We start from the raw sequence: 24,849 nt of genomic DNA, 5'->3' as shown, positions 1-24,849 counted from the left end.
CATTCTAGAGGAAATCAAATCTCACAATGCATTATCGAGGATAGCGGCGGCGTTGCAGTTCGGCGGGTGTCGGCGGACCATATCCCGCCTGTTCCCGTGCATAGACGCGTCGTGATTCCGGCGCGCTCAGGTTGAAGGCGTCGAGCAGGCTGTTGGTCGAAGCCAGAACCTGATAGTTGGCGAACATTTCGGAAAAGCGCGCTGTTTCGGCGCGGACTTGCACGTTGAAACGCGTATTTTGCGCATCGAGAACGTCGAGAAGCGAGCGGCGGCCAACGGAAAACTGCTCGCGATAGGAAATAATCAACTCGTCGGTCACCTTGCTCTGGTCGAGCAGGTCGCGCAGCACCGTTGCTTGCGTTTCCTTCCTGTTCCAGGCACGGCGAACATCGGCTTCGGCTTCGCGCGTCGTCTGGTGCATTTGGAATCGCGCTTCGCTCGCGCGCCGCACCATCTCCTGATATTTTGCGCGATTGATCCCCCCATCGAAGATGTTCCAGCGCATCACGACCCGACCGAGCAGATCGTTCGTCTCTCCGCGAAAGGCGTCGATGTCGTCGCCCACGCGTCCGCTGAGTTCAAGGCCGATCGTAGGATAGAAGTCGCCTTTGGCCTTGGCTGCGTCGGCGTTCGCCGCGTCGACGTCGGCCATCGCTTCGAGTACCTTGGGGTGTTTGGCGCGCGTAAGGCCCACGGCTTCGCTGAGGCTCCCCGGAACCTGGTCGGTCATCGGCGGTGGCATCTGCACGTCGTCGACTTCGAGACCGGTCAGGGCCAGAAGTTCGATCTTGGCATTGGCGAGCGCCTCTTTGGCCTCCGAGACGCGAACGCTGGCCGCTTCGGCACGCTCCTGAGCTTGCTGAAGATCGGCAACGCTGATCGAACCCGCCGAGACGCCGTTCGAGAGATCGGAAACCAGACTATTATGAAAAGTCAGATTATCCTCGGCCGCGGCTACGACGCGCTGCTGCAACAGGACATCGAGATACTGGCGCGCCGTCTGCAGCGCGATGAATTCCGAACGCTCGAGCACGCGAAGCGCTGCGCCGTCGACGCGGGCCGCCTGTCGGAGCTTTTCGCCCCGGCGCCGACCGAAATCGACCAGTGTCTGCTCGGCCTGGATCGAGGCTTCGAGCGGATAGAGTTCCTGATTTGAAATGCCAAGCGCACGCCGGGTGGCGTTTTCCAGGCGGCGGACACCCGCCGATGCCTCGAGCGTGACGCGCGGAAGATACAGGCCTTTCGCCTGCTCCATCTCGAATTCGATCGCTTCCTTGCTCATCTCCGCCTGGTTGATTTGCGGATTGGAATCAATGGCGACGGCCATCGCATTCTGCATGGTCACGGGTTGCGCGCCGGCGGGCGCCGCGAGAGCGCCAAGGGCAAGCGCGGACACCATGCCGGCGATCCTGTAGTTCGGTTTCATCAGCGTTCCCCCAACTCGTCCACGCGGACTTCGACACGCCGGTTTGCAGGCGTGCGCTCTCCGTCGATCGTTTCAACCTTCAGGTCGCGCTCGCCGTGGCCTGAAACGGCAATAATCGCTTCGGGAATGCCGCTCGCGACCATCATGTCTGCGATTGTCCGCGCTCGCCGGACCGAAAGCGCGTCGTTATAGGCGTCCGAACCCGAGCGATCGGTGTGCCCGACGACCGTAAAGGCCATCCATCCGCATCGTTCCCGATTGTCGGCCACGAAAGTGATGGCCCGTGCCGCGTCGGCCGGCGCAACCGTCGAATCCCAGTCGAAATAAAAGGTAGAAGCAACCTCCGGCGGACAATTGTCGACCGGTGGCGGAGGCGGCGGCGACAGCGGTTCGGCCGCCGGTTGCGGCGCGCGCGTCATCATCCCATAGGCGAAATCGCACCGGCGCAGACTGTCATCGTCCTTGCTGCCCGATTTCAGGAAGCCGAGTGCTATTCCGCACTGAACCTTCGCTTCGCTCGCCCAGGTGTGGACATTGTTGTCGGCCGACACGACCGTTGGATCGGTCGACGTGGCCAACGCCGCATCATAACGAGTCCGGACTTCCCCGCGAAGCTGGTCGACCGAAAGATCGGTCAGCGCTTGCGCCGAAGCGCCATAGCAAGGAACGAGCGCCAATGCGGCAATCGCTCCTGCTATTCCAGTCATTCTTTGATTCGACATCGGTGATGCCCCCTCCCCTGTCCAATATGAGTCCGGTCCAGCCTGCCGGTCAGGCCGAAGCGAGCTGATGCAGGTCATGCTCGATCGGTTGATGCACGAACATTGCTATCTCGCTCGTCACATTCGCTTCGAGCATCTGCGCGAGATCGACCTTCGCGTCGCTTGCATGCGCATCCTGCGCCTGCCCATCGACGATCGCGTCGATCAGCTTGTCGACGCTGCCGTGATGGATGGCTTCGGCGAGAACTCTGGCGGCCGCGGCTGGATCGGCGTCGGCGCCGGCAACCTTTGCCGCAATGTCAGGAGTCGCAGCGCGCAGCGCGATGAGGCCGTCCATCGCCGTCGACGGCAGGGCGATCCGCGGTGCAGCCATGTCGAATAGCGCATCGGATGCGTGATCGCCGGCGCTAGCCTGTGCGTCGACGCGCAGGCTCGCATCGCTCGCATTGTCTTCGATACCCCGATGGATCGGGCCCTCGTCGCCAGCGGTGCGCAGCGCATGGTCGTTTGCGGGCGCCTCCCCCCTCGTTTCGATGCGCTCGAAGGCCGTGGCGAGCCTCGGCTGCAAAACGCCTTCCTGAGCTTCGGCAACCGGCGGGAGCGCCGGCAGCGGAGCGATCTGCGCAGGCTGGTCATGCACAAGCGGTGCAGGCGCGCCATGTTCGGCCTGCCCGGCTGCTTGCACCATAGTAACGAGCGACGCCGCAACGAGGGCATCGGCGACCGGCGCTGTGCCACCCGTGCGTTCCGGGCTACGAGTCGCGGTTCCCTCGACGACGGGGGCCTTCGAATAGGCGAAGGCGCTATCGGCTGCGACACGAACGGTTCCGTCTTCGAGCGTGTAGCTGGTTTCGCCATAGACCCGGACATCGCCCTGCGCCGTCGTATAGCTTCTGCCATCCGATTCGAGGCTGATCGATACGATTCCGGCCTCGACGAGACTGCGGAATTCGTCTTCGTCGGTGACGCCGTTGCTGTTGGCATCCTGCCACACGCCGAAGCTCGCGAAGGCATCATCCTGGCGGTCCAGAACGCCGTCTTCATTCGAGTCATAGTGGACCGCGAGGCCTTCGAGGTCGGTCAGTCCATTACCGCCGAACACGATCTCCGATCCGCCGTCGACCATTCCGTTGCCGTTCGCGTCGATGGCAAGCAAGCCATCGTCGGGACCGACCCACGCCGTATTCTGACGTTCGCCGTCGCCGAAATAGTCGAAACTGATGCCCGCCGAACGCGAGACGAACTCGACCCCGTCTCCATCGAGGTCCAGCGCGAGCGGCGGAACCGAAGGTTCGTCGATGAAGACGCTGATCTGGAGCGGGTTGCTCGTGTCGCCGTCGCCATCGGTGCCCACGACCGTGAAATCATAGGTGACGTCGGGGGGCAATATCGTGCGCGCAACGGTGACGTCGGTTGCAAATCGTACCGCGGCATTGTCGCTTGTGTCGATATTTTCGATCCTCAAGACGCTGAACTGGATCGACGGATCGATGGTGACCTGCCCGGCCGAATTCACCGCAAAGGTGCCGGTTTCGGTGGCCGCGACCGTTCCGTCGGGATTATAGCGCGTCGCTGTCCACTCGAAATCGACAGGTCCCGATTTCACCTGCTGAACATTGAGCGTGATCGAATCGAGAAGGTCGGCGTTGGTCTGTGGTGCGTCGTTGACGCCGAAATTGCCGGGATCATGGAATTCGAGTTCGAACCACTCGCCATGATCGGTCCACTGATTGCTGACCCCGAAGCCTTGGGTGCTGGCGTTTACCCCAGATCCGTTGGACTGGAACTCGACCCGACCGGCTTCATTGAGTGCCGTGTCTGGATCGTCGTCGAGTTCGCGGAAGCCGGGGCCGCCTGCCGACAGATTGGCGAAGGAAATGCTTTCCTGCGTTGCCGCATTGGGCGTGATCAAATCGAATTCGTAGTTGCCGTCGGCGTGGACGGTCATCCTGAAGACATCGGTACCGTCCGAAGTTTCGGCCAAAAGCTCGGTGCGCAAAAAGTCGCCCGAACCGTCCACGATATTGGTCTCGGTGTAAGTGATGCCTTCGATCGTCGGACCGGTAATGTGGTAATAGCTGGCTCCGTCGGCTCCGAATGCGGCATCGAAGGACCCGCTTGCCGAGCCGACCGCGTTGGTAAGGGTCAGCATTTCGGGACCGGCTGTCTCCGCCAGGGTCGGCGCATCGTCATCGAAGGTGATGGTGAGGCTGTTGCCGGGGACGGTGGAGCCGTCGGCATCGGTGATGCTGTAGGCGATGGTCGCGGTGGCGTCGGTGCCCTCGTCGTTGGGGCCGCCGGCGTGCAGGACATTGTCGAGCAGCGTGACCTTGTAGGCGCCGGTCGCCGGGTCGGTGATCTCGACCGTGAACAGCGCGGTGCCGACGCGGCCCGCATCGGGGCTCGCCGACACCGTCGCGGTCAGCACAGTGCCGACGAGCGAGTAGGTGACCGTCTCGAGCCCGATCGTCGCGCTCGTGTTGGTGCCGAAGCCGAACCCATTGGCCCCCGCGCCGTCGCCGCCGACCGAGCCCCCGAGCGTGCCGGTGAAGCTCGCTTCGCTGGTGTCGCCGGGATCGTCGCCCGCATTGGCGTCGAGGTCCCCGGCCACGCTCGCGGGGTTGCCGCCGGCCAGCCCGTCGTCATCGACCGCCGCGCTCGCCGTCCCCCCCGTCGGCGCATTGGCATCGTCGATCTGGAAGCTGAAGCCGGCGCTCGCCGTGTCGCCGTCGCCGTCGGTGACGGTGAAGGTGCCCGCGATCGGAGCCACCGGGCTCAGCGTCGCGGCATCGGCCCTGAACTCGTAGGAGCCGTCGGCCCGCACGCGCAGCTCGCCGTCGCCAAGGTCGATCCAGCCCGACCAGCCATCGGGGTTGAACGACACCGCGCCGCCGTTGACATGGGTCAGGCCCGCCCCGTCGGCGCCCGCCGCAAAGTCGAACGTCCCCGTTATCGTCGTCCCCTCGTCCAGCGACTGCAACGCTTCCGCCGTCGCGCTCGGCGCATCGTCGTCGAAGGTGATGGTGAGGCTGTTGCCGGGGACGGTGGAGCCGTCGGCATCGGTGATGCTGTAGGCGATGGTCGCGGTGGCGTCGGTGCCCTCGTCGTTGGGGCCGCCGGCGTGCAGGACATTGTCGAGCAGCGTGACCTTGTAGGCGCCGGTCGCCGGGTCGGTGATCTCGACCGTGAACAGCGCGGTGCCGACGCGGCCCGCATCGGGGCTCGCCGACACCGTCGCGGTCAGCACAGTGCCGACGAGCGAGTAGGTGACCGTCTCGAGCCCGATCGTCGCGCTCGTGTTGGTGCCGAAGCCGAACCCATTGGCCCCCGCGCCGTCGCCGCCGACCGAGCCCCCGAGCGTGCCGGTGAAGCTCGCTTCGCTGGTGTCGCCGGGATCGTCGCCCGCATTGGCGCCGAGGTCCCCGGCCACGCTCGCGGGGTTGCCGCCGGCCAGCCCGTCGTCATCGACCGCCGCGCTCGCCGTCCCCCCCGTCGGCGCATTGGCATCGTCGATCTGGAAGCTGAAGCCGGCGCTCGCCGTGTCGCCGTCGCCGTCGGTGACGGTGAAGGTGCCCGCGATCGGAGCCACCGGGCTCAGCGTCGCGGCATCGGCCCTGAACTCGTAGGAGCCGTCGGCCCGCACGCGCAGCTCGCCGTCGCCAAGGTCGATCCAGCCCGACCAGCCATCGGGGTTGAACGACACCGCGCCGCCGTTGACATGGGTCAGGCCCGCCCCGTCGGCGCCCGCCGCAAAGTCGAACGTCCCCGTTATCGTCGTCCCCTCGTCCAGCGACTGCAACGCTTCCGCCGTCGCGCTCGGCGCATCGTCGTCGAAGGTGATGGTGAGGCTGTTGCCGGGGACGGTGGAGCCGTCGGCATCGGTGATGCTGTAGGCGATGGTCGCGGTGGCGTCGGTGCCCTCGTCGTTGGGGCCGCCGGCGTGCAGGACATTGTCGAGCAGCGTGACCTTGTAGGCGCCGGTCGCCGGGTCGGTGATCTCGACCGTGAACAGCGCGGTGCCGACGCGGCCCGCATCGGGGCTCGCCGACACCGTCGCGGTCAGCACAGTGCCGACGAGCGAGTAGGTGACCGTCTCGAGCCCGATCGTCGCGCTCGTGTTGGTGCCGAAGCCGAACCCATTGGCCCCCGCGCCGTCGCCGCCGACCGAGCCCCCGAGCGTGCCGGTGAAGCTCGCTTCGCTGGTGTCGCCGGGATCGTCGCCCGCATTGGCGTCGAGGTCCCCGGCCACGCTCGCGGGGTTGCCGCCGGCCAGCCCGTCGTCATCGACCGCCGCGCTCGCCGTCCCCCCCGTCGGCGCATTGGCATCGTCGATCTGGAAGCTGAAGCCGGCGCTCGCCGTGTCGCCGTCGCCGTCGGTGACGGTGAAGGTGCCCGCGATCGGAGCCACCGGGCTCAGCGTCGCGGCATCGGCCCTGAACTCGTAGGAGCCGTCGGCCCGCACGCGCAGCTCGCCGTCGCCAAGGTCGATCCAGCCCGACCAGCCATCGGGGTTGAACGACACCGCGCCGCCGTTGACATGGGTCAGGCCCGCCCCGTCGGCGCCCGCCGCAAAGTCGAACGTCCCCGTTATCGTCGTCCCCTCGTCCAGCGACTGCAACGCTTCCGCCGTCGCGCTCGGCGCATCGTCGTCGAAGGTGATGGTGAGGCTGTTGCCGGGGACGGTGGAGCCGTCGGCATCGGTGATGCTGTAGGCGATGGTCGCGGTGGCGTCGGTGCCCTCGTCGTTGGGGCCGCCGGCGTGCAGGACATTGTCGAGCAGCGTGACCTTGTAGGCGCCGGTCGCCGGGTCGGTGATCTCGACCGTGAACAGCGCGGTGCCGACGCGGCCCGCATCGGGGCTCGCCGACACCGTCGCGGTCAGCACAGTGCCGACGAGCGAGTAGGTGACCGTCTCGAGCCCGATCGTCGCGCTCGTGTTGGTGCCGAAGCCGAACCCATTGGCCCCCGCGCCGTCGCCGCCGACCGAGCCCCCGAGCGTGCCGGTGAAGCTCGCTTCGCTGGTGTCGCCGGGATCGTCGCCCGCATTGGCGCCGAGGTCCCCGGCCACGCTCGCGGGGTTGCCGCCGGCCAGCCCGTCGTCATCGACCGCCGCGCTCGCCGTCCCCCCCGTCGGCGCATTGGCATCGTCGATCTGGAAGCTGAAGCCGGCGCTCGCCGTGTCGCCGTCGCCGTCGGTGACGGTGAAGGTGCCCGCGATCGGAGCCACCGGGCTCAGCGTCGCGGCATCGGCCCTGAACTCGTAGGAGCCGTCGGCCCGCACGCGCAGCTCGCCGTCGCCAAGGTCGATCCAGCCCGACCAGCCGTCGGGGTTGAACGACACCGCGCCGCCGTTGACATGGGTCAGGCCCGCCCCGTCGGCGCCCGCCGCAAAGTCGAACGTCCCCGTTATCGTCGTCCCCTCATCCAGCGACTGCAACGCTTCCGCCGTCGCCGTGGGAATATCATCGGCAACCTGGACGGTGACGGCGCCGGTCGCGATGTCGCCGTCGGTGTCCGAGCCCTGCACGGTGACCGAACCAAGGGCCTGTGTCTGCGCTGCCATTGCGAGTTCGTGGGGCAGATTGTCGGCGAGGGTTACGGTGACCGCGACCGCTTCGGTCGCGCCCGGAGCAATGCTGGCAGGCGCCGACAGGCTGATGGTGATCGCCGCAGGGCCGCCGCTGGTCAACGATCCGGTGATCGTCTGGCCATCGGGAGAGAGAGACCAGAAAATATCGCTGCCGGCGCCGTCGAGATTGGCGACGAGGCCATCGACGCCGGTGAAGGCAAAGCCCGACAGCGTATCGGAGCCCGCGGTGAAGTCGAGCGTGCCGCTCGCCACCTCGGCATTGCTGAGCGGCGTGCTTCCTCCAGCGTCGAGCGCGGCCTCGTCGACGGTCAGGGTCAGAGTGTCGCCGCCCGAGGGGGCGGCGCCGTCGTCAATCAGGATCGTCAGCGTGTCGGATGTCGGGTCGCCGTCGCCATCAACCGCCGACAAGGTGAAGCTCGCTGCCGGATTCAGGCTGTTGTCCTGATCGCCAGCTGCCGCGAAACTGAACGTTCCATCGGCCCGTACGGTCAGGACGCCCGTGGACTGCCCGATCGTTACCGAGCTGCCCGGCGTGAGCGACAGCGCTGCCGAGCCGCTGCCGAAGGTCACGACGACCGATGATACGCCGTCGGCACCGGCGTCGAGCGACCAGCTACCGTCGACGGCGGGGCCGCCCTCGACCGCGTGGGTGGGCGTGTCGGACACCAGAAGCGTGGGAATATCGTCGATGACGGTGACGTCGAACGACCCGGAACCCGACGATCCGTCGCTATCCGTCACCGTAAACCCGATGCCCGACAGAATGTCGCTGTCTTCGCTGCCGGGTGCGGCCTGATCGACGGCCTGGGCCAGGGTAACCGAATAGCTGTAGGTTACTTCGGTCGCGCCCGGGCCGGCGGTCGCGCCGGTCAGGCTGATGCGGATGACCTCCGATCCGCCGACCGAACCGACGAGATCGGCGCCATCCTTGGCGAAAGTCACCGGATTGCCATCGACGGTCAGTTGCGTGTCGAGAGCTGCGGCGTCGTTCAAGACGATCGAACCCGTCAATGCCGGCGGGACGTCGCCGCCGAAATCGACCACGATCGTGCCAGTCGCGCTGTTGCTGCCCGTCGACGTGACCTCGCCGGGCAGGCCATCGTCGAGATTGGCTCCGACAAGCCCGTCCTCGTCGACCGTCACATTCGCGGCGCTGCGTATGATCGGCATCGAATCGGCGATGAGGGTGATCGTGGCCGTTGCTGTGGACGTATCGCCGTCGCCGTCGGTGATCTGGTACTGAAAGCTGACGTCGCCCACTTCTCCGGGCGCCTGGGTATAGGTGAAGCTTCCATCACCGTTGTTCACAAGCACACCGCCGCCCGAAAGCGATCCGGCGACGATGGAAACCGCCGCCGGCTGGACGCCGTCCGCACCCTGCACATCATTTGCCAGGACGTTGATCGTAACCGGCTGGTTCTCGACGCCCTGCACCAGAGCATCGTCGATCGCCGTCGGCACATCGTCGGTGACGACAATGTCAATCGTCGCACCGGCGTTCGAACCATCGCTGTCGGTGACCGTCACGCCTATGCTGTCGGCAAGGCTATCCTGTCCCGCTGACGCATGATCGAGCCGGTTGTCGGCAAGGATATAGCTATAGGTGAAAGTGCCGCCGATCACCGAGCCGTCGGCGCCGATCACCGGCGTAAAGCCGGTGATGGCAAGGCTGCCATAGCTTGTCGATACGGTCTGCGGGGTGAAGCTGCCATCGGTATCGACAAGCGTCAGCGGCGTGATCGGCGATCCGTTGAAGCTGTCGAGCACCACGGCTCCCATGCCATCGGGTGTCGAAACCGAGAAAGCCCCGTCGCCATTTACGGCATCGGGCGTCGTGTCGGATCCCGCGGGTTCGCCGCCCCGCACCGCAAGGTCATCCTCGTCGAACGCGAGTTCGCCGCCCGCCGCGTCGAGGCCGCTGATGGTGACGCCGTCGTCGGCACCGTTGATGGTGATCGTGAGCGTCGCGGTCGCGGTATCGCCGTCGCCGTCGGTGATGGTGTAGTCGAAGTTTTCGGTCAGCGTCTCGCCGGCCGAGAGGCCCTGGACCGGCTGCGCCGCATTATCGAGGACATAGGTGTAGCTGCCGTCGGCATTGAGCGTGAGCGTGCCATAGGCGGTCGCGAAGCTCGTGCCCACGCTGCCGCCCGCTACCGCGGTGACGCTCGCGCCATCGGCCCCCTGCGTGTCGGCGACGCCATCGGTTGCATTGGCGTCGCTGCCGCCCGCGCCGGTCAGCACATTGCCATCGGCAACGAGCGGTCCGTCCTCGGTCACGCTGTCCGCATCGTCGAAAGCGGTCGGAACATCGTCCACGATCGTGACGTCCAGACTGGCGTTGGCGGCGGATCCGTCGCTGTCGGTGACCACCACCGCAAAGCTGTCGGTCACGCCGTCTTCGCCGGCCGCACCGTGCATCAGCGTATTGTCGGAAAGCACATATTCGTAAGTGAAGCTGCCGCCGATCACCGATCCGTCGGCACCGGTGACCGGCGTAAAGCCGGTGATGTTCACCGCACCGAGCGAGCTCGTCACGGTCACCGCCGTGAAGACTCCGTTCGCGACGACCTGGACTCCGCCGATGGTGACGTCGCCGAGCCCGTCGGGCGTCGATACGTCGAAGCTGCCGCTTTGGGTCAGCGCCGCTGCATCGGGCGACGAGCCGCCGGGAAGATCATCTTCATCGACGAGCAGTTCGCCGCCCGCCGCGTCGAGGCCGCTGATGGTGACGCCGTCGTCGGCACCGTTGATGGTGATCGTGAGCGTCGCGGTCGCGGTATCGCCGTCGCCGTCGGTGATGGTGTAGTCGAAGTTTTCGGTCAGCGTCTCGCCGGCCGAGAGGCCCTGGACCGGCTGCGCCGCATTATCGAGGACATAGGTGTAGCTGCCGTCGGCATTGAGCGTGAGCGTGCCATAGGCGGTCGCGAAGCTCGTGCCCACGCTGCCGCCCGCTACCGCGGTGACGCTCGCGCCATCGGCCCCCTGCGTGTCGGCGACGCCATCGGTTGCATTGGCGTCGCTGCCGCCCGCGCCGGTCAGCACATTGCCATCGGCAACGAGCGGTCCGTCCTCGGTCACGCTGTCCGCATCGTCGAAAGCGGTCGGAACATCGTCCACGATCGTGATGTCGAGCACGTCGCTCGCCATATCCCCGTCGAGGTCGGTAACGACGATGTCGAAGTTCACCGTGGTGCCGTCCGGATCGGCCGTATTGTCGTTGAGCGAATAGGTGTAGCTTATCGAACCTTTGCCGGTCGCCGGGTCATAGCTGTAGGCGTCGATCACCAGCGTGCCGGTGCCGTCGCTCGAAATCGTCTGCGGCAGCGATCCCGGCGTGACGACCACCCCGTTGATGGTCACGCTGGCAACGCCGTCGGGCGAGGTGAAGCCGATCGTGCCGGATGTCGTTTCGTCGGTGCCGTCGAATGCGGACCCTTGAGTCTCGCCGCCTCGGGGCGGCAGATGGGCTTCGTCGACGACGGTGCCGTCCCCTTGGCCAGGCACGAAATCGATGACGCTGGGGCTGTCCCCGATCGCGATGGTCAGTGTGGCGGTCGACGTATCGCCATCGCCGTCGGTGAGCTGATAGGTGAATATGTCGCTCACGCCGCCCGGCGTATTGGTATCGCGGACATAGCTGTAATTGCCCTGCGCATCGATCGTCAAAGTGCCATATTGGCCGTGGATCGCCGTGCCGGGAGCCGAAAATGTCGCGCCCGTTCCCGCGGCGGCGCCGGTGAGCGACACGCCGTCGGCGCCCGGCGTGTCGGCACCCGCCGCGCCGCTGTCCGTGCCCTCGCCGCTGATCACATTGCCCGTTTCGGCGGTGAAGGTCGCTGCCGCCACCGTATCGGTGTCGGCGCGCGCGACCGGCGCGTCGTCGATGATCGAAATGGTGAGATTGGCAGTTGCCGTGTCACCGTCGCTGTCGGTGACGACCACCGTGAACAGGTCCGCCGGATTCGCCGCCGCATCGCTGTTGTCGAGCAGCGTATAGCTGTAATCGATGCTGCCGGCATTGATGGCGGTGATCACGAGCTGGCCGAACGGCGTCGAGAAGACCTGGCCGACCGCGGAGACCGCGACGCCGTTGATCGTGACCGACGACAGGCCGTCGGGCGCGTCGAACCGGATCGATCCCGAGGTCGTTTCGCCGTCGGCAGCGCTATTGCTGCCCGCAGGTTCCCCGTCGCGCGCCGGCAGACCGGCTTCGTCGACGCTTGCCGTCGCGTCCACCGAACCGGCAGGCTGATCGGGCGTGACGATGGAAATGGTCGGCTCTTCGTCGGAATCGGGAATGGCCGGAATGACCTCGCGGTCTTCCGGTTCCGGAAAGTTCAGCTCGGTATAGGGGAGCAGGTTTCCGATCGCATAGGGGTCGCCGATCGCCCCCTCGTCCTCGGCGAAATTGCCGCCCGAACTGCGAACGCCCGCCTCGGGGTTGAAATCCTGAAGATTCTCGAGCAGCTGAGCGACGGTGCTGGCCGGCACGATATCGCCGTCCACGACGATTGCCGGAATGTCGATCGCGCCATTGGGAATGACCAGTATTTGCCCGTCGGGCAATGCGATGATCAGATCGGGCCCGGATACGCCGATATCGTCGATCGAGACCCCCGGGGGGAGAATGATCCGGCCGCCGGCATCCGGAACGAGCATCGCCTGGATGGCCAGCGGAATGGCCGCCGCGGTCGCGGTTACGCCTGCCGAAGCGGGATGAACCCCGTTGTCCGCGATCGCCTGGCTGCCCCGGGTGTCCGGCTCCGCGCCCGGCGCCGCCGGCCTGCCGCTCTTCGCCACATTGTCGAAAGCATCCATCATAGCATCCCCACAGTCCCACCCCCCTGCACCGCAACGCGGCGCAGGCTCGATTCATCAGATTCGGTGCGACCCTTCCGTCCGAATCGACTCGGACATCTCCCTATGGGCGAGCAAACCACAGAGTCTTTCGAATCTGCAAGCATGTTAACTTTTAGTTAAGTCAGACATGGACGAGCGGATCTGCGGCAAGCCGCCGCCCGCGCTCGATCGCTGAATTTCACATGAAATCAAATGGCTGTGTGCATGGATTCGGCCCGATACACCGCCGCTTCGGGGTCCGATCGTCGTCCCTTTTCGGCACGGCATCGAAAGGAAAGCGAAGTAAAATCCGTGCGTTTGGGAGCAAGCGAACGACCGGCTGCCGGTGCGCGCTCAGCCGGGCTGCGGCGCCCGGCAGCCGCCGGCGGCATCGCCGGACTTCGTGGCGAGAACGACAGCAATGCACAGGGCGAAGATCGAGACCGACTGGACATGATAGAGGCTGCCGTCGAACAGTGAAAATACCGCGATATTCATGGCAGCCAGCAAGAATGCCGCATTTTGCTCGTTGACCGCCCGATAGACTTTGCATCCCAGCCAGATCGACAGGATCGCGACAAGGCCCGCGCCGACGAAACCCCAGGACAAGAGGATTTGCAGAAAGACGTTATGCGGCTGAACGAGATTCATTTCGGGAAACCGGGCAGCGAACTGGGATTCGCCCCAACCAAACCAAGGACGCTGAAGCACAACTTGTAGCGCCTTGGCCCAAATGGCAACGCGGCCACTGTCCGCATCGTCGCCAATCAAACGTTGGGGGCCGAAATCCCCAAGCGGAACGAGGGCAGCCAATGCAGTCGACAGCAGCACTCCTGCAATGACGACAGCAAAAATATGGGAGATTCCGTTTCTTGCAAACCGAAACAGCAGATAGCTACAGCCGTAGCCGCCCACGATGGCTACAAGCGTTCCGCGTGATCCAGTCCAGAGTGCCGCGCCTAGTGCAAATGCGGCGATCGCGCCGCTGACCTTGTCGCCCCTGACCCATCCCCACAAACAGAGACCTGTGACGGCTGCCGCGTAATAGCCATACCATCGGATCCAACTATAAGCCGGAAAGTACAACGTCCAATTATAATCTGCTTCGCGGTTGCTTGCGGCATAAACGAGCGCAAGGCAGGTAAATAATATGAACCCGAAAGCGATATCTCGAGCAAGAATATTCGCGTCGATGCACCCGCCAGATCGAAAGAGGCAGTATATGCTGAATGCGAAGGCCAAGTGAACAAACCAGATTGCGGTTTTGAGGAGACTTACGGTCCTATCGTCCGCCGTGGCTGCAGTTACGAGTGCGATTAGTCCCAAGGCGATCAGGCAGAGAACGATTGGCAACGGCGCGTGTGGAACGGACTTGAGCCGTGGAGCGACGAGGGATGCGATCGCGATCTCGACGACCAGGACCGGCATCGCCAAGGTTTTCATGATGGACTGATAATCCGATAGGTCTTGCCCCATGGTCAAGACGAACAAGACCGCGGGCGCAAGGCCGATTGTAAGCGCAATCGGTCGAACCGGCGTTCCCGAATTGCCTGCATTGCTCATTCGGTCGCTCCACACTTAGCCGTTGCGGCGGCCGATGGTGGCTTCGCTGCTCCCCCTTCGCTCTCGATGCCCCTCATCGCGACACTGCTTGCCGTCCAAACGAGAAAGGTGACGAAGAGCGAAGCGTAGGCGTCAATCGCATAGTGATAGGCTAGATGAACCGAGCCGATCATAATGATCAGGAGGAAGACCAGAAAACATAGGCCAAGGCGGTGGCTTATCTGCCTGACTGCCAGAAAAAAGAGAAAAGCAAGGGCCACATGCATGGAAGGCATCGCGGTGATTCCACGACCGAGACCATGCGACCCGTGCAGTTGCCAGTCCAGAAGCAATTGCTGGACGGGAAGAACGAGAATGGGAAAGCTCTCATTTGCTTGGCGGAGATAAGTCATTTGCGCGGCATAGTGATCGTTGCCAAGCAACGGCCCCACAAAGCATGGTCCGACGGACGAGAAGATGATGGCGAGAACGACGCCATTTATCGTCCATATGCCGAAGCTCGATATAAAGAAACGAAGCCGGAGTCTTCGGTCGGTCACGTAGAGCGCGAAATAGATTGTTCCGACATAGATCAAGAGAATCCACGTGTGGTAGGCGACAGAAAGCAAAGAGGTGATTAGCGGATAGCCGACGAAGGGTTGCAGGATCCGCCATGGATCTTTCCCGTGCAGATAATGGTCCCACGCGATGAATCTCGCGTCCCAACTGAAATCATTGAATAATGGTATCGCACTCTTCATCATAGAAAAGATAGAAAAGAAGAGAATTGACACTGCCAGAATCGGCCAAGATTGATTGAATCTCCTACGATACTCTGGACCTAGTTCTGTCTTCCAAAGGTGTCGAATCGGATAGTCGGGACGCTCGCGAACAAGCTCAGGCAGGCAATGAGTAATCGCTATCAATATCCACCCGGACATGAACAGGGCGGCGTTAAGAGCAATTGTACCAAAGGCGAATGGCCAAATTCCTTTGGAAAGCAACGCAAGTCCAAAGACGCCGATTACGCCAAGAAAGAAAAAGCTGAACCGCGCTTCGCCAGACATTACGGCTCGCTCCCCCTAGCGCCTGCCGAAAGCATATTAATAGTCTGAAAAATGGTGCTGGCAAGACGATTTCGGTTTGGGGTGTGCGACACCGCCGACCGGTTGGATGGGCAGCGAGAAGGCGCGACGGGTCCAGCTAACGCGGACGGCGAACCTTTCCGACGGAGCGCAGCGTGCCTACGCTGGCTGACGCCAGCGATAGGTTACATTCACCCGTTCCGACAGCAACAGATAGGGGAGCCAGATCACGACGCTGATGAAGACTTTCTTGATATTGCTGGTGAGGAGCGGCTGGATCGCTTCGCCAACCGCCGCCGGCAGGTGGGGTGCGCCGCTGATATAATGAGCGATCAGCAGTTGGGAGACGACGTCGATGCCCCAGGCCAGCAGCAGGACGCGCGGGAAATAGGGCATGCGGCGCAGCGCCATGAAGAAGCAGAGCGTGTAGAGGAAGTTCATGACGATCAGGTCGGCCGCCATCCCCAGATAGATCATCTGGCCCCACAAGGGCGCGGTGCTCGTCATCGCCGGAACCGCGGCCATGAATTCGGCGGTGCGCACGGGGACGTTCAACAGCATGCCGAGCAGCAGCGAGGCCATCAGGCCGGTCGGGCCGAATGCGCGATGGTCGCGCACCGACAGCGCATCGAGCTTGCGCCATTTGCCGACAAGCGCCAGCCGTATCTCGGGCTGCGCGAAATCGACACCGCGCGGAAAGGCGGCATTGGCGGCCCAATAGGCAAGAAAGGGGCTGGCCATGATCAGACCGTGCGGCACGACGAGGAGGAGCCATGAGGCGGTCCCGCTGCCGGGCACGACGGGAAACATCGTGCGCGTCAGGCAGGCGAGGGTCACCACGACGATCCAGCCGAGCAGGAGCGATCGGACCTTGTCCTCGAGAGGCGCGACGAACCGGACGCTCCTGGCGTAGAGGTTCGCCTGAATACGCGCAAATGCCGCGTTCGTCATGGCCATTACTTCCTCCAATTCCGATCTGCTGTAAACTCTCTTGGTTAAGGAACGGTATCCGGAAGTTGCGGTCACCGGTTCGTCGATCGGATTTTGGGCGGACCGGAACTTTTCGACTCAGGCTCGAATCAAGTTCAAGTCCTTGGGGGCATTAACCATTTTGCGGCCGTTTTGAACGGAATGGTTAACAGAAAATAAAAGTTAAGTTTTTGTGAATACAAGTTAATATTCTGTTGACGGTTGACACGGAATTGGGTTGAATCGGGCCGTTCCTTGCTGAGGACCGCATTGACAGGTTGAACCGGCGCCAGCCGGAGAGTTCAATACCGGGTCGCGTCGGTTCCTATGCACTCCTTCAGCTGGAATGTCTGGCCGACTCCATGGGGGGGGAGGGCAGACATCACCGCCAGGATGCGGTGCGATTTTAGGAGTCAGACCATGAAGAATTTTCTGAAAGATTTCGTCCGTGACGAAAGCGGCGCTTCGGCCGCGGAATATGCACTGATCCTCGCGATCGTCGGCACGGGCATTGCCGGCGCGGCTTTCGCTCTGGGCGGCGCGATCAGCGGCGCGATGCAGACGGCCACCACTTGCATCGAAAACGGCCCGACTACCGGCGGCTGCTAAGACCAGCTCATCCCCACCGGACAGAGTTCCGGTGGGGTAGCATAGCTGGGGAGTCGCTAGTTAAGGGGGGGGCTTGACGGTGGCATCGAGACGAACGCCAATCATATTGGGCATCGCGGTCCTTTTGGGCCTATTTGTCGTCTTTCTGGCGAACACATATTTTCGCGGCATCGCAGAACGGCAGCAACGCCAGGTCGAACAGCTCAAGCTGGTGCAGGTGCTGGTGGCCACGCAGCCGCTCGCCTTCGGCACCGTGCTGACGGCGCAGAACACGAAACTGGTCGGCTGGCCCGCCAGTTCGCTTCCGGCGGGGGTGTTCAGGACGTCGATCGGCGTCGTCGACAATCCGCGCGGCCCGCGCGTCGCGCTGCGGCCGATTGCGGTCGGCGAACCCATTCTTTCTTCGAAAATCAGCGGCAGCGATGGCCGCGCGAGCATTTCGGACCTGCTCCCCCAGGGCATGCGCGCCATCGCGGTGCGCGTCAACGATGTGACCGGCGTCGGGGGACTGGTGACGCCCGGCGACGTCGTCGACGTCCTGTTGACGCGGCAGATGGACGGCGACGGGGCGGGCCGCGACGACAAGACCACCGATATACTGCTCGAAAAGATCCGCGTGATCGCGATCGACCAGCGCGCCGACGAGAGCAAGACCGAACCCAAGGTCGCGAAGACCGCGACGCTCGAGGTCGACCCCGTCAGCGCACAAAAGCTGGCACTGGCACAATCCGTCGGCACGCTGTCGCTCGCGCTGCGCAACGTCACCAGCATCGAGGACGGTGCCAATATGACGATCACGCAAGGCGATCTCGGCAGCGGATGGCGGTCACGGCGCGCCCAGTCGCCGGCTTTGGCCGATCTGCCGCCCGGATTTTATTCCGAAGCGCCGGCGCCGCGTGCCCACGCATCGCGCCCTTCGCTTCCGCCGCGTCTTTCCGGTCCGACCGTGGAAATCGTCCGTGGCACCAAGCCCACCGTTTATGAGGTCAAACGCCATGGCTCGTAATCACCACCGCATCCTGATGCGTATGCTGGCGGCGCCCCCGGCGCTCGCGCTGGCCACTCTGGCGCTGCCTGCTCAGGCTCAGTTCAACAGCGCCGCGAACGGCGTCCATGCCGGTCAGCTCGACGTGCCGCTGAACAAGAGTCAGACCGTCACGCTCGACCGTCCCTTTGCCCGTGCGATGATCGGGTCGGATGAAATCGCCGACATCATGCCGATCTCGGATCGGTCGGTCTATGTCCTTGGCAAGAAGATGGGGACGACCAGCCTGACAATCTTCGACAAGGGCGGGCGCGTCATCACCATCGTCGACGTCGCGGTCGGCCCCGATGTCGTGACACTGCGCCGTCAGCTCGCCGAGCTGATGCCCGGGGAAAATGTCGACGCGCGCATCTCGAACGATGCCGTGGTCCTCTCGGGTGTGGTCAGCAATGCCGCGGCGGCACAGAATGCGGTCCAGATTGCGGGCACCTATGCGGGCGACAAGGTCGTCAACATGATGGGTATCGGGTCGAGCCAGCAGGTCATGCTGGAGGTCCGCTTTTCCGAGATCAATCGCCAGAGCGGCAAGGAGATCGGCGTCCGGAGCTTCTTCCGCAACGAATCGGGCAGCTGGGACGGCGTGCTGGGCAATGGCGCACAGCTTGTTCCCGACCCCGACACGGGCGAAGGCGTGCTCCGTCTGGGGGCCATTACCGACAGCTTCGGCATCGTCCGGCACGCCTTCAGCATCGGCGGCCTCGATATTCTCGGCGTGCTCGACAGCCTCGAAAGCAAGGGTCTGGCCAAGACGCTTGCCGAACCGACTCTCGTCGCGCTCTCGGGCGAGCGGGCTTCGTTCCTGGCGGGCGGGGAATTCCCGATTCCGGTCGTGCAGAGCGGCTCGGGAACCGGCGGCAGCAACGGGGGAAGCCAGGGGATCTCGATCGAGTTCAAGCCGTTCGGCGTCAGCCTGGGCTTCACTCCGACGATTCTTGCCGACGGGATCATCAATCTCGTGGTCGAGCCCGAGGTCAGTTCGATCGACCCCAGCGCCTCGATCGTGCTCAACGACATTACCATTCCCGGGCTGCAGACGCGGCGCGCTTCGACCACGCTCGAGCTGCGCGACGGCGAATCCTTTGCGATCGCCGGGCTGATCCGACAGGATTTTTCGACGACGGTTCGCCAGGTGCCGCTGCTCGGCTCGATCCCGATCATCGGGTCGCTGTTCCGGTCGTCGGGGTTCAAACGCGGCGAAACCGAATTGCTGATCGTCGTCACGCCGCGGCTGGTGCAGCCGATCAAACCCGCGCAGGTCGCATTGCCGACCGACCGGGTTGGCGATCCGACCGAACTTGACCTCTTCCTTATGGGGCGCACCGATAACGCTGTGCCGCCGATTCCGCCGGTGCAGCAGCAGATGGACCCGGCGCCGAAACCGGCCGCTGCGCCCGCGCCGGCGCAAACGACGGGAGACGATTATGAATTTTAGGCGGCCATTGGCGGCGGGTGCCGCCCTTTCGCTGATCGCCGGCTGCACGCCGACCGACGTCACGCTTGGCAATGCCGTGCGGACGACGATGGCGGCCCAGGTCGTCGACCCCGACCCGCAATATGACGATCCGATTCCAACCACCGACGGCGCCAAGGCGGGAGCCGCGGTCGAGCGCTATCGAACCGACAGGGTCAAAAAGCCGGTCGGCATTCGAACGACGTCGGGGCAATCGGGCTCTTCGGGTTCGCCAAAGTGACGATGGAGCCGGTGGGGAGTTGGCATCATGCGGAGGGTGCGATCGAAGCGATTGCTGAAGGATGAAAGCGGAGCGACGGCTGCGGTATTCGGCCTGTCGCTCTTCGCCCTCGTCGCCATCGGCGGCCTCGGCTTCGATTATGCGCGCCTCGCGGGCATGGACAGCGAATTGCAGAATGCCGCCGACCAGGCGGCGCTGGCGGGCGCCTCGCAGCTCGACGGGAAAGTCGGGACCTGTATGCGCGCATCCGCCGCCGCCTCGACGCTCGTCGCCAACATGACCTTGCTGGCGAACGATGGGGACGGCACCGCCGTGACGCTGGCGCCGGAGCCCGATTGCGACGCCGACGGCAACATCCGCTTCTGGCAGGACAAGGGCAAGACGCAGGCCGCAGACGACGATAGCAACGCCCATTTCATCGAGGTGGAAATCGGAGCGCGGACGGCCAATTACGCCTTCACCCCGCTTGCGGGGGCCATGAGGGGTGATCTCGGCGCATTGGCATTTGCCGGTGTAGGCTCCGCGATCTGCAAGGTGCCGCCGGTCATGATGTGCAATCCGGCCGAGGCGACCGACCCCGACTTCACGGTCGACAACTATATCGGCGACGGCATGTTGCTGATTGCGGATGGCGGCTATGCCCCGGGGAATTTCGGATTCCTCGCCAGCAATATCTCCGATCCGGTCAACGACAAGGCCGATCAGGGTGCGCAGGCGCTGGCGGAAGCGATGGGACGCGAAGCGCCGCCGGGAAACTGCATCTCGATCGACGGCGTGACGACCGAGCCCGGCGCCATGTCGAAGGTGCGCGACGCCTTGAACACCCGCTTCGACGTCTATGCCAACGGGCTGAACAACGCCTGCGGCAAGGACGGCGAATATTGCCCGCCGGCGTATAATACGCGCAAGGATCTGGTGCGCGGCAACGGGAACGGAAAATGCAACGGCAATACCTGGGTGCAGCCTGCCTCAGGCGCCCGGTATCTGCCTTCCAGCGGCTATCTGAGCGCGGCGGACCGGGCCAAGCTGGCGCCGATGGGCTTTCCGCGCGACATATGCCACGCGGTCAGCCCCATGAATTGCGGGGGTCGCATCGGCGACGGCGACTGGGACCGGGCAGCCTATTTCGAATCGAACAAGGCAACCTATGGCGCGGGTTTCTCCCCCCTTGCCACCTTCGGGACGGATACGCCCAAACGCTATGACGTCTACAAGTGGGAAGTGGAGCAGCAGCTCGAGGCGGGCGGCTTGCAGCCCCTCGACCGTCAGGCTGCGGGTAACGGAAACTTCTCTGACGGCACGCCATCCTGTTCACCGCCGGGAATCGTCGGCTCCGAAACGGTTCCCGACCGGCGGGTCCTGTCGGTGGCGGTCATCAACTGCGGCGCGGAAGGGCTGTCGGGGCGCAAGTCGGGGGTTCATGTCACGCAATGGATCGACATGTTTCTGGTGGAACCCTCATTTGCGCGCGACCGGACCAGCGACAAGGATGTCTATGGCGAAATCATCGGCGAAACCCGCCTCGGCGGCGGCGGCGGCACGACCGACAACACGGTGCGCCGCGACATTCCCTACCTGATCGAGTGACGGCACAATGGGAATCGTCCGACAATTCACCGCTTGCAACCGCGCCGCCGCCGCCGCCGAGCTGGCGCTCATCCTGCCGTTGCTGCTCGTGATCCTATTCGGCAGCTTCGAAGCCGGCGCCTATCTGTGGACCGAGCAGAAGGTCATCAAGGGCGTCCGCGACGGCGCGCGGTTCGCGGGACGCCAGTCGTTCAGCCTCTATACCTGCGACGGCGTCGATTCGGACCTCGAAACGCAGATCAAGAATCTGACGCGGACGGGGCAGCTTTCGTCGGGTACCGCAAAAATCTCAGGTTGGAGCGACGATGACGTGACCGTGAGCGTCGCATGCCAGGCGCCCGTGGCGGACACCTATACCGCCGGCGGCCTCTATGAAAAGCAGCCGGACGGGGCCATTCACGTAACCGTTTCCGCGACGGTTCCCTATCCGTCGTTCTTCGCGACGCTGGGTTTCGACACCAAGGGTGCCGTCGTTCAGGCGAGCGCCAATGCCGCGGTGATGGGATCATGATCCGGCGGTCGAATCTCTGGCATGACGAGCGGGGCGGCCCGGCCGCCGAATTCGCGCTGGTCCTGCCGCTGATCCTGCTGTTCCTGCTCGGCCTCATCGACGTCGGCCGCTATGCGTGGGAAATCAACCGGGCAGAGAAGGCGACACAGATCGGCGCGCGCTGGGCGGCGGCGACCGATATCATCGCCAGCGATCTTCGCGATTACAGCTTTGCCACGGGGGATGATTTGATTCCGGCCGGGACCCCGGTTCCGGAAACGGCGTTCCCCGGCCTCAGTTGCACGAGCAATGGCATATCGGCAAGTTGCACCTGTTTGGGAACGTGCAATTTTCTGACGACGGCCGACAATGACGCCTTCACGAACCTGGTCGACCGGATGAACGATATCATGCCGGGCATCGCGGCCGGCAACGTCGTCGTCGACTATCGCTATTCGGGGCTCGGTTTCGCCGGCGACCCCAATGGCCCGGACGTCGCCCCGATCATCTCGGTGCGCCTTCAGAACATGCAATTCGTCCCGATCACGCTGATCCTGTTCGGCGGTTCGATCGCTCTTCCCGACTTCAGCTATTCGCTGACGATGGAAGACGGCGACGGCGATTGGTCGAACTGAAAGGAACGATCGATGGGAAAAAATGAAAATTTCGGCTCTCTTGAGGGAAATGGATCCTTGGATTTGGACGGCAAAATCAAGCTCATCATTTCCGCGGACGAATTTTCCCGTTCGGCCATGTCGCAAAGCGATTATCCCGAACTGTCCGTCGGACTCGTCCTTCTCGATGCCGGCGAGCCGATCAGCGCGGACCAGATCGGCGACGCCGCGCTGCTGATCGTCGAATTGCGCGGCCACGACCCGCGTTCGATGCAGCGGTTGCAGGCGCTCCGCGCGCACGCGCCAAAGCTGCCGCTGATCGTCGCCATGCGCGATGCGGATCTGGCCACGACGCGCGCGCTGATCCGCCAGGGCGTCGACGATGTGATCGCGCTTCCCATCGATCGGGCCGAGTTCGGCGACGCGGTTACCAACCTGCTCGCTTCCACGACGAAATCGCATGTGCCGGCGCCGCGGTTGGCGCCGATCATTGCCGTGGCGCAAAGTGTTGGCGGCATCGGCGCGACCACGGTCGCCACGCATATCGCTCATTATCTGGGGCAGAAGGGCGGAGCACGCGGCTGCTGCCTCGTCGATCTCGATTTGCAGTTCGGCAATGCGGCGTCCTATCTCGGGGCGACCGCGACGCTGACGATGGACGATCTCCTGCTTGCCGGTCAGCGCGTTGACGGCCAGTTGCTGCGAACCGTCGCCGCGAGCAATGCGGGCGGCGTCGCCGTCGTGGCGGCGCCCGAGCGGATCGCGCCGCTGGAATCGATCGATACGGACCAGTTGCTTCGCGTGTTGCAGGTCGCTCGCGAGGAATATGATCATGTCGTTCTCGACTTGCCGGGCAATTGGGCGAACTGGACACTCTCGGCGATCGACAAGGCCGATCTGATCCTGCTGGTCGTCGATCTGTCGATCGGGAGCCTGCGGCAGGCCCGGCGGCGTATTCAGCTTTTCGAGGAAACGGGAATCGAACGCTCGCGGATCGCGATCGTCGCCAATCGCGTCGAAAAGCGGCTTTTCCGGACCATCAGTGTCAAGGATGCCGAAGATGCGCTCCGCTACCCGATCCTCGCCACCGTTCATAGCGATTACCCGGTGGTCCAATCCGCGCACGATCAAGGCGTTCTTGTCGGGGATGTCGCGCGCAAGAATCGTGTTGCGATCGACCTCGCCGCGCTGGCCGACGCGATCGGTGACCGTTTGGACAGGAATTGACCGTGGCAATGTGGCAGCTTCAAAAACAGAAGAGTTCCGGCGCCGTATCCGAACCGGCGCCCGAACCCGTCGAATTCGCCGCCGCGAGACATGGCGAGGTGCGGGATGATCGCCAGGCGGATCTGCTGTCGTTCAAGGTCCAGGTCCATCGCGAGCTGCTTGACGAAATCAATCTCGCGCAGCTCGAAAAACTTTCGCGAGCACAGATCGACGCCGAAGCCGGCGAACTCATCACGGACATCATCAAGCGTCACCGGATGGCGCTCAATGCCAATGAACGGCGGGCGATGGTATCCGATGTACTCGACGAACTGCTCGGACTAGGCCCCCTCGAACCCCTGCTGCAGGACGAAACGATCACCGATATTCTGGTCAACGGCCATGACATCGTGTTCGTCGAGCGCATGGGGCTGCTGGAAAAAGTCGAAACGCGCTTCAAGGACGAGAAGCATCTCTTTCGCATCATCCAGAAGATTGCGAGCGCCGTCGGGCGACGCATCGACGAAGCCTCGCCTTTCGTCGATGCGCGTCTTGCGGACGGTTCGCGCGTCAACGCCGTGGTGCCGCCGCTCGCGATCGACGGATCGCTGCTGTCGATCCGAAAATTCGCGCGCATTCCTATCGACATGGCGAAGCTGATCGCGCTCGGCAGCATTCCGGCAGCCGTGGCCGAGGTTCTCGAAGGCGTCGTCCAGGCCCGTCGCAATATCCTGATTTCGGGCGGCACCGGGTCAGGAAAGACCACGCTGCTCAACGCGGTCTCCTCGTTCATTGATGAGCGCGAGCGTATCGTCACGATCGAGGATTCGGCGGAATTGCAGCTGCAGCAGGAGCATGTGGCTCGCCTGGAAACGCGGCCGGCGAACATCGAAGGCCGGGGCGAAATATCGCAGCGCGACCTCGTCAAGAACGCGCTGCGCATGCGGCCCGACCGCATCATCGTCGGTGAGGTCCGCGCCGGCGAGGCCTTCGACATGCTTCAGGCCATGAACACGGGGCACGACGGATCGATGACGACGGTTCACGCCAACTCGGCGCGCGACGCCCTGTCGCGCATCGAGCAGATGATCGGGATGAGCGGCGTCGACATGCCGGCGCGCGCTGCGCGAGCTCAGATCGCCTCGGCGATCAATGTCGTCGTGCAGATCGGGCGCCTGTCCGATGGTCGGCGGCGATTGATGAGCCTCTCCGAAATCACGGGCATGGAAGGTGAGGTCGTCACCATGCAGGATATTTTCCGATTCCGCATGATGGGGCGCGACGCCGACAATAATGTGCTCGGACAGTTTGAGGCGACAGGGATCAGGCCGAAGTTCCTCGATACCTTGTCGGCCTATGGCATTGACCTTCCGGCGGACTTGTTCCGCCCCGACCGGAAGCTCGATTGACATGGGCGACGCTGTCCTTCGCCTC

The 24,849-nt window shown here is 63.9% G+C and carries 15 protein-coding genes; 9 read left to right on the top strand and 6 right to left on the bottom strand.

Features of this window, described 5'->3' with window-relative positions; genetic code table 11:
* Positions 1 to 31: 31 nt before the first annotated feature.
* From KNJ79_RS02380 to KNJ79_RS02355, 6 genes are all read right to left on the bottom strand, one after another.
* Positions 32 to 1,426 carry a TolC family protein gene (locus KNJ79_RS02380; protein WP_089216870.1) on the bottom strand — a complete coding sequence of 465 codons (1,395 nt, stop codon included), beginning with the start codon at positions 1,424 to 1,426 and terminating at the stop codon, positions 32 to 34.
* Positions 1,426 to 2,103, bottom strand: coding sequence for an OmpA family protein (locus KNJ79_RS02375; protein ID WP_170935585.1), 678 nt, complete (start codon positions 2,101 to 2,103; stop codon positions 1,426 to 1,428). The genes KNJ79_RS02380 and KNJ79_RS02375 overlap by 1 nt, the downstream gene beginning before the upstream one ends.
* 94 nt (positions 2,104 to 2,197) lie before the next feature.
* Entirely contained in the window at positions 2,198 to 12,559 is a 10,362-nt protein-coding gene (locus tag KNJ79_RS02370) for a beta strand repeat-containing protein (protein WP_317152653.1), read from the bottom strand.
* A 372-nt stretch (positions 12,560 to 12,931) separates the two neighbouring features.
* On the bottom strand, positions 12,932 to 14,140 hold the full coding sequence (locus KNJ79_RS02365; protein ID WP_317152652.1) for an O-antigen ligase family protein: 1,209 nt from the start codon (positions 14,138 to 14,140) through the stop codon (positions 12,932 to 12,934).
* Entirely contained in the window at positions 14,137 to 15,186 is a 1,050-nt protein-coding gene (locus KNJ79_RS02360; RefSeq protein ID WP_317152651.1) for a phosphatase PAP2 family protein, read from the bottom strand. The genes KNJ79_RS02365 and KNJ79_RS02360 overlap by 4 nt, the downstream gene beginning before the upstream one ends.
* A gap of 177 nt (positions 15,187 to 15,363) precedes the next feature.
* Positions 15,364 to 16,155 (bottom strand): DUF2569 family protein, encoded by a 792-nt coding sequence (locus KNJ79_RS02355; protein ID WP_317152650.1) that lies wholly within the window; start codon positions 16,153 to 16,155, stop codon positions 15,364 to 15,366.
* Positions 16,156 to 16,593: 438 nt separating this feature from the next.
* On the opposite strand from KNJ79_RS02355, the gene KNJ79_RS02350 reads away from it, so the two are divergent.
* From KNJ79_RS02350 to KNJ79_RS02310, 9 genes are all read left to right on the top strand, one after another.
* Positions 16,594 to 16,782: a Flp family type IVb pilin gene (locus KNJ79_RS02350; RefSeq protein ID WP_317152649.1), complete on the top strand. Its 189-nt coding sequence runs from the start codon at positions 16,594 to 16,596 to the stop codon at positions 16,780 to 16,782.
* Between the two features lie 124 nt (positions 16,783 to 16,906).
* Positions 16,907 to 17,788 carry a Flp pilus assembly protein CpaB gene (gene cpaB, locus KNJ79_RS02345; protein ID WP_317152648.1) on the top strand — a complete coding sequence of 294 codons (882 nt, stop codon included), beginning with the start codon at positions 16,907 to 16,909 and terminating at the stop codon, positions 17,786 to 17,788.
* The gene (locus KNJ79_RS02340; protein WP_317152647.1) at positions 17,778 to 19,259 is read left to right on the top strand and encodes a type II and III secretion system protein family protein; all 1,482 of its coding nucleotides are present in this window, start codon (positions 17,778 to 17,780) and stop codon (positions 19,257 to 19,259) included. The genes cpaB and KNJ79_RS02340 overlap by 11 nt, the downstream gene beginning before the upstream one ends.
* A complete protein-coding gene (locus tag KNJ79_RS02335; protein WP_317152646.1) occupies positions 19,249 to 19,518 on the top strand; it encodes a hypothetical protein in 270 nt (89 codons plus the stop codon). The genes KNJ79_RS02340 and KNJ79_RS02335 overlap by 11 nt, the downstream gene beginning before the upstream one ends.
* Before the next feature lie 27 nt (positions 19,519 to 19,545).
* A complete protein-coding gene (locus tag KNJ79_RS02330; protein WP_317152645.1) occupies positions 19,546 to 21,105 on the top strand; it encodes a pilus assembly protein TadG-related protein in 1,560 nt (519 codons plus the stop codon).
* 7 nt (positions 21,106 to 21,112) lie between these two features.
* Positions 21,113 to 21,616, top strand: a complete 504-nt coding sequence (locus KNJ79_RS02325; RefSeq protein WP_317152644.1) for a TadE/TadG family type IV pilus assembly protein — start codon at positions 21,113 to 21,115, stop codon at positions 21,614 to 21,616.
* The gene (locus KNJ79_RS02320) at positions 21,613 to 22,230 is read left to right on the top strand and encodes a TadE/TadG family type IV pilus assembly protein (protein ID WP_317152643.1); all 618 of its coding nucleotides are present in this window, start codon (positions 21,613 to 21,615) and stop codon (positions 22,228 to 22,230) included. The genes KNJ79_RS02325 and KNJ79_RS02320 overlap by 4 nt, the downstream gene beginning before the upstream one ends.
* A gap of 63 nt (positions 22,231 to 22,293) precedes the next feature.
* Positions 22,294 to 23,436, top strand: a complete 1,143-nt coding sequence (locus tag KNJ79_RS02315; RefSeq protein ID WP_317152642.1) for an AAA family ATPase — start codon at positions 22,294 to 22,296, stop codon at positions 23,434 to 23,436.
* An 8-nt stretch (positions 23,437 to 23,444) separates the two neighbouring features.
* Positions 23,445 to 24,824: a CpaF family protein gene (locus KNJ79_RS02310; RefSeq protein WP_317152641.1), complete on the top strand. Its 1,380-nt coding sequence runs from the start codon at positions 23,445 to 23,447 to the stop codon at positions 24,822 to 24,824.
* The last annotated feature ends 25 nt before the right edge of the window (positions 24,825 to 24,849 follow it).

The sequence above is a fragment of the Sphingopyxis indica genome, assembly GCF_032879645.1.
Lineage (GTDB): Bacteria > Pseudomonadota > Alphaproteobacteria > Sphingomonadales > Sphingomonadaceae > Sphingopyxis > Sphingopyxis indica.
This window is presented reverse-complemented; position numbering and strand designations above follow the sequence as displayed.